General features: G+C 68.6%; 7 protein-coding genes. All 7 read right to left on the reverse strand.

The genetic code is table 11. From position 1 onward, the window contains the following. Nucleotides 1-22: 22 nt before the first annotated feature. The gene (locus ABD691_RS22950) at nucleotides 23-2,428 is read right to left on the reverse strand and encodes an SDR family NAD(P)-dependent oxidoreductase (protein WP_344682955.1); all 2,406 of its coding nucleotides are present in this window, start codon (nucleotides 2,426-2,428) and stop codon (nucleotides 23-25) included. A 47-nt stretch (nucleotides 2,429-2,475) separates the two neighbouring features. After that, nucleotides 2,476-6,216: a beta-ketoacyl synthase N-terminal-like domain-containing protein gene (locus ABD691_RS22955; protein WP_344682957.1), complete on the reverse strand. Its 3,741-nt coding sequence runs from the start codon at nucleotides 6,214-6,216 to the stop codon at nucleotides 2,476-2,478. A 163-nt stretch (nucleotides 6,217-6,379) separates the two neighbouring features. Then, entirely contained in the window at nucleotides 6,380-7,000 is a 621-nt protein-coding gene (locus ABD691_RS22960; protein WP_344682959.1) for an SGNH/GDSL hydrolase family protein, read from the reverse strand. Between the two features lie 62 nt (nucleotides 7,001-7,062). Further along, on the reverse strand, nucleotides 7,063-8,304 hold the full coding sequence (locus ABD691_RS22965) for an NAD(P)/FAD-dependent oxidoreductase (protein WP_344682961.1): 1,242 nt from the start codon (nucleotides 8,302-8,304) through the stop codon (nucleotides 7,063-7,065). Nucleotides 8,305-8,569: 265 nt separating this feature from the next. Beyond that, complete coding sequence (locus ABD691_RS22970; RefSeq protein WP_344682963.1) at nucleotides 8,570-10,348, reverse strand: AMP-dependent synthetase/ligase; 1,779 nt, start codon at nucleotides 10,346-10,348, stop codon at nucleotides 8,570-8,572. Nucleotides 10,349-10,665: 317 nt separating this feature from the next. Then, a complete protein-coding gene (locus ABD691_RS22975) occupies nucleotides 10,666-11,595 on the reverse strand; it encodes an alpha/beta hydrolase family protein (RefSeq protein WP_344682964.1) in 930 nt (309 codons plus the stop codon). Between the two features lie 30 nt (nucleotides 11,596-11,625). Continuing rightward, nucleotides 11,626-12,222 carry a PaaI family thioesterase gene (locus ABD691_RS22980; RefSeq protein WP_344682965.1) on the reverse strand — a complete coding sequence of 199 codons (597 nt, stop codon included), beginning with the start codon at nucleotides 12,220-12,222 and terminating at the stop codon, nucleotides 11,626-11,628. Between the last annotated feature and the right edge of the window lie 33 nt (nucleotides 12,223-12,255).

Genomic DNA, 12,255 nt, shown 5'->3' on the forward strand with positions numbered 1-12,255 from the left:
GCACTTGGCGTGGTGCGCGTGCTCATTCCGCCAGCCACCGCCGGGTTCCTTCGCGGAACTTCTCCGACATCCCCGGCGTCGCCACCATCTCGACGTCATGCCACCGCTGCAGCACACGTCCGTTCCGGTCACCGGCTGTGGCGGTCACGGTGATCGAGGCCGCCGCCTGCCGCACGTCGTCGACGATCAGCACGAACGGTTCGTTGTCGGGCAATGCCTCGAAGTACTCCGCCCGCCCGAATCCCAGCGGCAGGCTGGCCTGCCCGAGAAGCCGGTTGCCCTGCACCGACGCCCCCTGCAGCAGCAGGTCGGCGAGCACCGGGCTGTGCAGTTCTCCCCGGTAGGCACCAGAGCCGGCCGCCGTGTCGGGAAGCCGGCATTGCAGCACCAGGCGATCGTCGGAGTGGTGCAGCACTCGCCGCAGACCTTGCAGCGCCGGACCGTGGAACAGGATGGCGTCCCGGTAGATGTCGAGCCCGTTCTCGGGGCCGTCAAGCGGCGCATCGGGTGCCCAGCCGGTCACCAGTGGAGCGTCCACGAGCGACGTGGACAGGACGAGCGTCGCCGCGTAGTGCAGCACGGGCAGCGCTGCGCCCGCGTCGGTGCGCACCGACACTCTTACGAGCTCGTTCCCGCCCTCGCGGCCGACCGGCTCGACCACGACGTGTTGGCCGCCCGTCAGCGATTCGTCGAACAGGATCCCCTTGTACACCTGGAAATCACGGGCCTCGACGACCCGCAGTTCCGGGTGCGCGCGTTCCACGACGTGGATCATCCAGCCGAGGCCGAACGTGGCGGGCAGCACCGCGTGCTCACCGACGACATGCGCCTCGAGCACCGGATCACCGGCCAGCGTCGCGATGTCGCGATGCGCGGTGAACGGGGCCACCTCGCCCGGGTCGCCCGCAGACAGCGGTTTGTCCTCACCGACCAGTACGCACACGTCGTCGGCGTGCTCCCTGCCGAACTGCTCGACGAACGCCTGGGCACCGGTCTCGGGCTCCAGCAGCCGCACACCTCGGGCGTGGAAGAGGTCACGAAGCTCGGGGGTGACCATCCCGCCGTCCCATGCGCCCCAGTCGATCGCCGTGACGTGGCACTCGGGGCGCTGCCGCTTCCAGCTCGCCGCGAGCCGGCACAGCGCCTCGTTCGCCGCCGCGTAGTCCGCCTGCCCCGCATTGCCGAGCAGGCCGGCGACGGAAGTGAACAGCACCAGGTGGCGCAGCGAATCGGCGTCGAGCACGTCGAGCACCGTGCGCAGGCCGGTGAGCTTGGTCTGGAACACGCGGTGGATCTCGTCGCCGGTCTTGTCGATCAGGTGCGCGTCGGCGAGCACCCCGGCTCCGTGCACCACACCTGTGATGCGGTCCCGTAGCGGAGAAAGCGCGGCGCTGACCGCGTCGGAGTCGGTGACGTCGACCGCGAGGTAACTGGCCTCCGCACCGGCCACGCGTACGGCTTCGAGCGTCGCGCGGATTTCCCGCTGGGCGATCTGGTCGCGACAGCGTCGCCCGACCTCGCGGGGTGTGGGGCGCTCCCCGCGGGCCTTGATGTCCTCGATCGCCGCGGCCTTGAGATCAGTGTCGGCGACGCCCTGGGCCCAGGGCGGTTCGTCGGCGAGTTCCGTGCGTCCCAGCAGGACGAACGATGCCGCCGTGTGCTGCGCCAGCGCGCGGACGCACAACGCCGTGACTCCCCTGGCACCGCCGGTGACGACCAGTGTGTCGTCGGTCCCGAGGCTGATTTCCGGGACGTCGCCGCCGATCTCGTCGCGTTGCGCGGCGGCGAGCCGGTAGGCGCCAGGCACGACGGTCCATCGGGCTCCGTCGATGTCGACGCCGACTTCGGTGGTGTCCGTGGCCGCGTCGGCGATTTCCCCGAGCAGCGCGGCCACGAAGTCGTCACGGCCCACACCCGGGTCGACGTCGATCGCCCGGCAGAACACGCCAGGTGCCTCGCAGGCGAACGTCTTGACGACGCCGCCGACACCACCGGCCAGCGCTTCCGGGACGGGGCGCGTGCCCCGGTGTCCAAGGCCGCCGTCGAGGCGGGTCACCGTGACGAAGCCTGCCCTCGCCCCCGTTCCGGCGGTCTCGGCGAGTGCGGCGTGTGCGTGCTTGGCGACCAGGATCGTCTCCGCGATCTGCCGGACGCCCGCGTCCCATGCATCTCCGTCCAGCAGGCTCACGCACAGGTCCACGCGGCCCTGGAAGTGTTGCGCCAGAACGCTTTCCAGTTCGGCGGTCGCACCGTCGAATGCGGACGGCGAGTCGCTGAGGTCCACCCGGCGCACGGTCCAGCCGCGTGCCTGGAGTCCGCTGACGACCGCGTCGGCGTAGTCGCCGCCACGGTCGGCCACCACCGCCACGGGCTCGGCCGCGTAGGCGTCCGCGAGCAGATCACGGCCGGGAACCGGAACCAGCTCCACCTTGTGCCGAGGTGTCGGGACCGTACCGTTGCCGGCGGCCCCGTCACTCAGCGGGTCGGGGCTTTTGGGTCCGCATCACCTGCGTCGGCCATCAGGAAGCCCGAGATCTGATCCAGCGTGCGCAACTCACCCAGCTGCTCCGGACCCACCGCAGGCAACCCAGGAAACCGCTCCTGAACCACCCCGAGAATCTGCACCCGCTTGATCGAATCCACCCCCAGATCCGACTCCAGATCCATCCCAGGATCCACCATCTCCACCGGATAACCCGTCTTCTCCGACACCACCTCACGCAACGCCGACCTCACCGAACCCACATCAACACCACCCGAAACGACCCCGCCAGCCGCGACTGCCTCCGGTTCCTCCTGCACCGCAACGGGTTCGGGTCCGGCGGGGGTCGGAGCGGCCGGCTGCGGCACGGGAGCGGCCGGGAGCTGATCCGGCGCAGGACGGGTCGTCAGCGCCCGCTGAGGCGCGGGTTCCTGCACTGTGGTGGCTTCGGCGAACACCGTCGCCGGGGCCTCCGGGGAACGCCGCCCGTCCAGTTCGGCGGTGGTGAGCTCGGCCAGCACCTCGTTGGCCCGCGCATGTGCCTGCGAGATCGCGACGCTCTGACCCCGCAGGCTCTCCACGACCTCCGGCAGCCGCGAGTCCTGGCGGTCCCACTCGCGGTGGTCGCGCAGCAGCCCGGTCAGGGCCTGGGCGACCTGAAGCTGGCCGTCGAGGTACTGCGTGTGCAGCGCGACGTGCTGACGAACCGCATCGTCGTCCGGAACGCCCGTCGGGGCTGGAACCTGGTACGCGGGTGCCTGCTGCGCGTCGGCGATGGGCGCGGCGGCCTGTGGGTCGTTCATCTGCTCCCTCTCGTGCACGGCGTCGTCCACAGTGGTCTCGGGTGAGGTGGCCGCCCGGCTGAGCGCGGAAACCTCGAAGCCATCGGTCAAACCGGCCTCGTAAGCGTCCCGGCGCGTGCCGGGCACGTGTTCGGCGGCGGAGATCGGCACGGTCATCCCGGTCGGGATGACCTCCTCGAAGTCGGCCGCGAGGTGGCCGTTGATGCCGCTCAGTGGCACACCGAGCACCGCCAGGCGCACGGCCGCCTGCTTCAGCGACAGATCGCTGTCGCCCAGCGGCCCGCCGTCGGTCGGGATCGCGACGACCGGCGCGTCGGCGAGCGTGCGATGCACCAGCTGGGTCAGCACCTGCTTCGGGCCGAACTCCACGAACACCGTGCAGCCATCGGCGTACATCGCCTCCAGGGCTTCGGCGAACTCGACGGGCTCAAGCAGCTGCCGCACCAGCGTTTCGGCGTTGCGGTCCGGGTCGGCCCCGTACTTCGCGCCCGGGCTGTTGGCGTAGACCGAGGCGCTCGGCTCACCGATCCGGACGGAGGCCACGACCGGCCGGAACTTCTCGACCGCGTGCGCGACGTGCGAGGTGTGGAAGGCCGCCGCCACTGACAGCAACCGGGCGGGCAGCTCCCGTTTGGCGCACGCCACGGTGAATGCCTCCACGTCGGCGGTGGGGCCACCCACGACCACCTGGTCCGGCGCGTTGTGGTTGCACACCACGACGTTCGGAAAGTCCGCCAGCAGTTCGGTGACCTGCCCCCGGCCGGCCTGGACCGCCGCCATCGTGCCCGGGTCGGCACCCGGTTCGTCGGCGGGCGGAGCCATCGCCTCGCCGCGCGCCCGCGCGAGCCGGAAGAAGTCGGCGTCGGCGATCGCGCCCGAGGCCCACAATGCGGTCAGCTCACCGAAACTGTGCCCCAGGAAGCCGGAGCACCGCAGTCCCAGCGAGGCCAGGTAGCGGTACTGACCCGCCGAGAGCGCGCCGATCGCAGGCTGGGCGTGCTGGGTCTTGCGCAGCGCGGCTTCCTGCTCCTGCCGGAGTTCGGCGTCCAGCAGCGTGGGCGGGTAGACGACCTGCGCCAGCCTCGTGCTCGCCCCGTCGAACGAGGCGTTCGCGGCGTCGAAGGCCGCACCGACTTCCGGGATGCTCAACGCGGCTTCCAACCCCATTTCGAGGTACTGGCTGCCCTGGCCCGCGAACAGGGCACCGATCTTCAGGTTCGGTTGTGCCTGCTTGCGGTAGAAGACCCCCCTCGGATGCGACCAGTGCTCCGCGTCCGGCTCGCGCGCGAGTTGCCCGGCGGCCAGTTCCCGCAGTTCCTGCGCGGTCGCCTCGTCCGAGGCGACGAAACCGATCCGGGCGTGGTCTGCCGGGACCGTTCCGCCGTCCTGGGACGGGGCGTCCGAGCGGACCAGGTCCAGCAGGTCCTGAGGTGTCTGCGCATGCCAGAGGTAGGCGCGCGCGGTGCGGTGCAGCGTCTCGATCTCCGCACGGTCCCGCGCGTGTTCCTCCAGCACGAAGTGGAAGTTCGTGCCGCCGAAGCCCATCGCCGAGGCTGCGGCGCGACGCACCGGGCGGTGTGGGTCGCGGATCCACGGGCGGGTCTTGACGTTGACGTAGAACGGAGCGTCGGAGAAGTCGACCGCCGGGTTGGTGCGCTCGACGTTGATCGTGGGTGGCAGCGTCTTGTTGTAGAGGCTCAGCGCGAGCTTCATCAGACTGGCGGTGCCCGCCGCGCCCTTGGTGTGACCGATCTGGGACTTGACGCTGCCCATCGCGGCGAAGTGCTGCTCCTGCGACGACTCGCGCAGCAGGCCACCGAGTGCGGTCAGCTCGGTGCGGTCCCCGACCGGCGTTCCGGTCGCGTGCGCCTCGAACAGCTCGACCGAACCGGGTGAGCAGTCCGCGTCCGCATACGCGCGGTCCAGCGCCACGCGCTGCCCCTTGGCCAGCGGGGCGTAGATGCTGTTCGACCGGCCGTCACTGGAGGAGCCGAGACCGCGGATCACCGCATAGATCCGGTTTCCGTCCCGCTCGGCGTCCGACAGCCGCCGGAGCGCCAGCATGCCCACGCCTTCGCCCAGCAGCGTCCCGTCCGCGGCATCCGAGAACGGGCTGATCCTGCTGCTGCGCGACAGGGCCTGGGTCTTGCTGAAGCACATGAAGCCGAAGATGGAGTTCTCGGTGTCCACGCCTCCGGTGATCATCATGTCCGCCCGGCCGTCCACCAGTTCGGCGATGGCCACCCGGATCGCCGACAGCGACGCGGCGCAAGCGGCGTCCACTGTGGAGTTCATGCCGCCCAGGCCGAGGCGGTTCGCGACGCGACCGGCGACGACGTTGGCGAGCAGTCCGGGGAAGGTGCTCTCTTCCCACGGTGTGAAGGCCCGGGCGTACTTCTCCGCGATCTTCTCCGCGTCCTCCGTGGTCAGGCCACAGCTGCGCACGACCTCCTTGAGCACCGGGGTGGACAGCCGGGCGGCCAGCGGGTGCGTCAGCGGCACCGGCCCGGTGGTGCCCAGAACGCAGCCGGTGGAGGACGCGTCGTACCACTCCGAGCCCACCGCCCCGCTGTCGCGGAGAAGGTCACGGGCGACTCCGAGGCTCAGCAGCTGCATCGTGCTGGTGAGATCGAGCTGGTTGGGCGGCAGTCCCCATTCCAGCGGGCTGAAGTCCACGTCCGGGACGAAACCGCCGCGATGCGAATAGGTCTTGTCCGGGACCGACGGGTCGGGGTCGTAATAGTCCTCGAGTCGCCAGCGGGATTCCGGTACCTCCTCGGTGCAGTCCGTGCCGTCGACGATGTTCTGCCAGAACTCGCGATAGTTGCGCGCCATCGGGAACAGACCCGCCATGCCCACAATCGCGATGGGGTTGTTCGCCAGCCGCCGGCCGGTCAGGTCCCGATCCATCGGATTCGTACCCTCGCTCACGTTCTTCCTCTCAAAGTCGTTTCGTGCCTCACGCGGGCAGCACGAGGACACGTACCGCCGTCGGACAGGGTTGATGTGCGGGCTACCGGGACTACATCGGCCAGGGAATGCACCGGCACCGTCGGAGGTGAGTGCGGGGCGGACGGGTTCGTGGTCGCGCCGGTCACCCGTCGACCAGCAGCGCGGGCGGCACCAGACCGGTGGCCCGGGCGACGAATTCGGTCAGCTGGTCGGCGAAAAGCCGGTGGCCCTCGACACTGGGGTGCAGTCCGTCCGCCGCCCACATCCGCGCCTGGGACCATTCGGGGATCGCCGTGACGTCCAGGAAGAGCGTCCCGGTCGCAGCGACGGTCTCCCGCAGGACGGAGTTCGCCTCCGCGAACCGCTCCCGCAGCAGGTTCCGGAAGACCTCCGGGACCGCCAGGTTCTTCGGGATGTCGGGATAGGCCGCGGTGAACACCGTGGTGTCCATGCCGCGAAGACTAGAATAGATCGTGCCCAGGTTGCGCCGGAACCGCTCGGGGTCGTAGTCGCTGACGAGGTCGTTGACCCCGACGATCACGCCGATCATCGGGGGCTTGCTCGCCAGCACCGCCGGGAGCTGCCGGTCGACGACGTCCTGGGTCGTCGCCTGATGCGTCCCGAGGTTGAGCACGCCCCGCTGCGGAATCCCGAGCTGTTCGGCCAGGCGGGGAACCCAACCGTGAAACGGACCGTCGAGGTCGGGGTCACCACGGCCCTCGACGAAGCTGTCACCCAGCGCTGCCAATCGGAATGCGGGCATGTCTGTTCCTTCATTGTCGCGGCGGGACGAACCGGTTCGGACGCAACAGGCTCAGCGCGGACTCAGCCGGGGGACAGAATCCGCTTCTCGGCCGGGAAGTCCACCTCTTCGTACAGCTTCTCCAGCTGATCCACGGCGAAGAACTCGTCGCCGTGGATCCCGCCGCCGAGCATGGTGAAGAACCGGCGCTTGAACCCTTCGCTCATGCTCGTCGCACGGAACACGGAGTCGAAGTACGGCGTGAGCTCCAGCTCGGAAATGCTGCAGGTCAGCGCGTAGGAGCCCCGGCTGTCCTCGTCACGGAGCCTGACGTACTCGGCCACCGCCTCATCGATCGGGCGCTCACCGGCGAGACCTTCGTGCAGCCGTTCGGCGAGCAGCTCCGTGTACTTCAGCGCGTCGGTGATGCCCAGGCCGGTGAACGGGTCCTTGTGGTAACCGGCGTCGCCGACCAGAGCCCAGCCGGGACCGCTGGACCGGCGCCGGTAGTTGTCCGGGTACAGCATCGGGCGCAGCTGTTCTTCGCGCTTCCCGTTGTCCCGCAGGTCCTGGCCGAGCTCGGGAACGATGGCGTCGTAGATCGAGTGGAAATTCTCCTCCGCATTGGCCCGGAACTCACGGAACCGGTCCTTTTTGCGCATGACCGCGCACAACATCAGGCCGTCGTTCGTGGGCCACGTGCCGATCTGCTGGTGGTGGAAATCGGTCTGGTGGTGGAATTCCCACTCGATCCCGCTGAAGTAGCTGTAGTAGACGAAGCAGGCGGCGGGCACGACGTCGTAGAATTCCGCCCGCACGAGATCGGCGACCTTGGAGTTGCGGCCGTCGGCGCCGACGACGAACGAGCCGCGGAATTCCTTCAGGCCTTCCTCCCCACCGGCCTTGCCGCGAATACCGGCCGCGCGGCCGTGCTCGTCGAAGACCAGTTCCTCGACCGCGAAGTCCTCGATCACCTCGGCGCCGGCGTCACGAGCGGCGTCGACGAGAATCTTGTCCAGCACCGTGCGGCGCGGCGCATAGGCTTCGGTGAGCCCGTCGATGGGGTCCGCGAAGCCGCTCAAGTCGATGCCGGTGTAGGCGAAGTTGAGGGTGCGGATCGGTGGCACACCGGTGTCCAGCAGGCGGTCGAGCAGGCCCCACTCTTTCAGGCGGGACAGCCCGGCCTGCTGGATGAAGTGCGTCGAGATCGTGTCGCTGGGGAAAGTCGCCCTGTCCACGACCAGCACTCGGTGGCCTTGCCTGGCGAGCAGCATCGCCAGTGGAGATCCCGCGCAGCGCGCGCCGACAACGATAACGTCGTACATGTGGAAATACTCCCGTCATCACCCGGGCGAAGAACTCGGCAAACCATTCCGGCCGGTACACACGAATACTCTTGCCTCGGCACAAAGGCGGTCAACCTCTACGGCCTGCCCGCATCGCGCGATAGCCCGGCGCAATCGGCGCGATCGGATTCAACGACAAACAGCGGCCGACCGGATCGGACAATTTCCCGCAGAATTGATATTGCGTTCACCTGACGGCACACCGTGCCGGTCCGCTTGTTCTCCGGAGGCTCCGGATGAACAGTTACTTGGCGTACATGGATTCGATCACCTCGGCGTGATCCCGCTCGATCACCTTGCGGCGCAGCTTCATCGACGGTGTCAGCTGCCCGGCCGCGAGCGTGAAGTCGGCCTCCAGCACGCGGAACTCACGGATCGACTCCGCCCGCGAGACAAGCCCGTTCGCATCGTCCACAGCGGACCTCAGTTCCTCGGACAGCGCAGGATTCCGGCCCCAGCCCGGGGTTTGCAGGTTCACATCGTGCGCTGCGGCCCACTTCTCGATGGCGGCCGGGTCCACGGTGATCAGCGCGGTGGCGAACGACCGGTTGTCACCGACGACCATGCAGTTGCTCACCAGCGGGTGCAGCCGTACCCGGTCCTCCAGCGGCGTCGGCGAAATGTTCTTGCCACTGCTGGTGACCAGAATTTCCTTGCGGCGCCCGGTGATGTAGAGGTAGCCGTCCTCGTCGAGGCGCCCGAGATCACCGGTGGGCAGCCAGCCCGGATTCTCCTCGTGGACACCCATGGCGTCGCCGTCCCGGACACCGGGCCAGTAGCCGGGTGTCACGTTCAGGCCGCGCACGAGCACTTCGTCATCGTCGGAGAGCGCGACCGTGACCCCGGGTACCGGGCGGCCGGCGCTGTTGATCCGGTTGTCCTCCAGCGGGTTGATGGTCACCGCGGTCGCCGCCTCGGTCAGCCCGTAGGCACCCAGGACGTTCACTCCGATCCCACGGAAGAACACCGCCGTCGTCTCGTCCAGCGATGCGCCCCCGGAAATCGCGTGCGTCCACCGTCCGCCGAGGGCCTCGCGAAGTCTCGCGAACAGCGTCGCGTCGAGCCTGGTGAACTCCGCCTTGATCTCGTCCGGGATCGGCTTGCCCGCGAAGCGCGCCCGGCCGACTTCGATCGCGACCCGCTCCGCGGCTGGATCCAGGCCCATCGCGCGGGCCGCCTTGCGGATCTTCTCCAGCGCGTACGGAACGAGGCCCATCAACGTGGGGCGGAACGAGGCGAGCGCGTCGAGGAGCGCCGGGAAGCCCGGCAGCAGGCCGGTTCGCGTTCCGGCGTAAAGACAGGCGACCAGGATGGTCCGGCCGAAGATGTGCGACAGCGGCAGCACCAGCAGCGTCGCCGCCTGCTCTCCCCCGCTGGTCCGCCACGTCTCACCGAGGTGCTCGACGCTGGCCGCGGAAGCGGCGAACATGTTGCGGTGGGTCAGCATGCACCCCTTGGGCATGCCGGTCGTACCGCTGGTGTAGACGATGGTCGCCAGGTGATCCGCCCGCACCTGCGCTCGCCGCTCGTCGAAGACGGCTCCGTCGGCGCCGGACGCCTCCCGCTCGCACCAGAGGTTCAGCTCGGCGAAGGCCCACACCTGCCATGAGTCTCCGCCGATGCGTTCCAGGTCCCGCTGCTGTTCCCCGGTCTCGGCGAAGCACCACGCGGCCCCGGAGTCGGTGATGATGTGCCTGACCTGTTCCTCGGAGGCCGTGGGATAGACCGGGACCGAGACGGCACCGATGCTCAACACGGCCAGATCTGCCAGGACCCACTCGTAGCTCGTGCTCCCCATCACCGCGACACGATCACCGCGCCGCACCCCTTCGCCGATCAGGGCCTGGCCGACGCGCCGCACATCCTCGGCGAACTCACGGCAGGTGGTGTCCCGCCATCCCCCTTCGACTCGCCTGCTGAGCAGAGGACGGTCCGGTGTGAGCCGGGCACCTTCCTCCACGACATGGGCGAGCCCTTGATCGTCGGGCAGTTTCAGACCCTGGCCGCCGCTGCTTTCCCGCACCGCTGATCACCTTCACCGTCGCTTTCGGACACAGCACAATGCTGTCGAGGGTTCGCTCGGATCTGGCATGGAAATGCGGGACAGTCACGTGGTCATGTGCACGGACCGCAGAGCCGTCCTCACGTGGCGACCCTTCCCCGCATGGGACACGCCATCGTGCCGACCGTGATTGAATTGTCGTTTCCCCTTGGGCGGCAGGGCAATGCCGCTTCCGCAAAGGTGCGGTTGGGATGTCCTATCGCACCATCGTTCCGGCACCGGAAAGCGCAACGGCGCACCGCGCGAGTGACTCACGCGGTGCGCTGCTACCGGATCTGTCAGGCCGACAGCTCGGCTTCGCCGGTGATCCACGGAGCGACCTTCGCCGCCACCGCCGTGCTGTCCTTGATCCAGGCGAAGTGGCCCAGATTGCCGACCACACCGGAAGTCTCGTCCCAGTGCCAGCGGGTCACCTTCGCATTGGGGATCCGCGAGCACAGGAAGTCGACGTTCGTTCGCGGCCCCAGCTCGTCGTTGTCCAAGGAGATCGCGAGCACCGGAACGGACAGCTCGCGCAGCAACGGGGCATAGTCCAGCTTCGAGCCGCCCAGCCGGTACCGGCCGGTCAGATTCTGGAAGCACCAGTCGGTCATCACGCGGCCGGCCACCGGGGCGGGTACGAACATCCCGCCCGGCCAGTGACCGCGCAGCTTGGAGACCAGCCCGATGATGCGCCCACCGATCAGGACACTCGGCTGCCGTTTGACCGGGAACGCGCGCCAGTAGACGCTTCCCGTCGCGAACAGGCACAGCCCCGAGACGCGGTCCGAGTTCGCAGCGGCGTACAGCAGCGCTGTCTGGCCACCGAGGCTGTGGCCGAACACGTACAGCGGCGCCTCGGGAAAGCGCTTGGCCACGGCCTCGGTGATCGCGGGCAGGTCGGTCTCCACGATCTCGCGGTAGCCGAAGTTCGGGCTTTCCGCCAGCGATGGGGTGCTTTCACCCTGTGCCCGCAGATCTGCCGTGGCCACCGACAGGCCCTCCGCGTGCAGCGCCTTGACCAGCGGGTAGTAGAACTTCGCTTTCATGGCCATGGCGGGAAGAACGAGGACGGCCGGAGCCCCGGGATCATCCTGTGCCCGGACGCGGACAACGAACCGGGCGTTGTCCGCGGTGGTCACCTCGATCGCTTCGAGCGCCGGAAAACCCGACGCTACCACCGGCTTGTCCTCGTCGGGCGTGTCGTCGGCGCGTGCGGGTTCGGACATGAGTACTCCCTAGTGCGGTGCCGGACAGCGTCAGTCCTCGGTGATCTTGCAGACGCAGTCGAAAGAGAACTTCGCGACGAGGACGTCGTTGTCGTCGTAGCACAGTGCCTTGGTGTCGATGTCGAACTTTTCGGCGGTGTCACGCCCGAGCACGCCGGACACCACGCGCTCGTCGACGGTGGCGATGGCGCGGATACGGCCGAGGGCGGGTTTGAGGAAGGTGCAGCGGGATTCGCGGACGACGAACCGGACCACACTGGACAGCCGCGGCGCCATCGCCCCGACGAACGCCGAACCGCTCGCGACGTCGGCGGCCAGGAACAACGCGCCCGCGTGCACGCTGCCCATGTGGTTCTGCATTCTGTCCTGCGCGGGGATCTCGGCAACGGCGCGTTCCGGCCCGATTTCGGTGATGTCGATGCCGACGTGCGCGCTGAAGGGCACCATCCGGTTGGTGCCCTCGCGCAGTTTCTCGTAGTCCGGGGCATCGTTGCCGAACTGCGCCAGCGGCCCGAACAAACTTGTCGCTTCCTGTGACATGACAACCATCCCTACGGGTATGACGAACGGCTCGGCCGGAATTCGTCCGGTTCGGGTTCGATCGCAGTATTCCGGTCTCGGCGCCACGCGGGCCCCTGGATAGGGATCTCGAATCGCCCG

This window comes from Saccharopolyspora taberi, assembly GCF_039534165.1.
Classification (GTDB): domain Bacteria; phylum Actinomycetota; class Actinomycetes; order Mycobacteriales; family Pseudonocardiaceae; genus Saccharopolyspora_D; species Saccharopolyspora_D taberi.

What these genes read in the sequence shown, in the direction of transcription:
- ABD691_RS22960 (WP_344682959.1), bottom strand. Translation starts at nt 7,000, where the DNA reads ATGCCCGCATTCCGATTGGCAGCGCTGGGTGACAGCTTCGTCGAGGGC.
- ABD691_RS22965 (WP_344682961.1), bottom strand. Translation starts at nt 8,304, where the DNA reads ATGTACGACGTTATCGTTGTCGGCGCGCGCTGCGCGGGATCTCCACTG.
- ABD691_RS22975 (WP_344682964.1), bottom strand. Translation starts at nt 11,595, where the DNA reads ATGTCCGAACCCGCACGCGCCGACGACACGCCCGACGAGGACAAGCCG.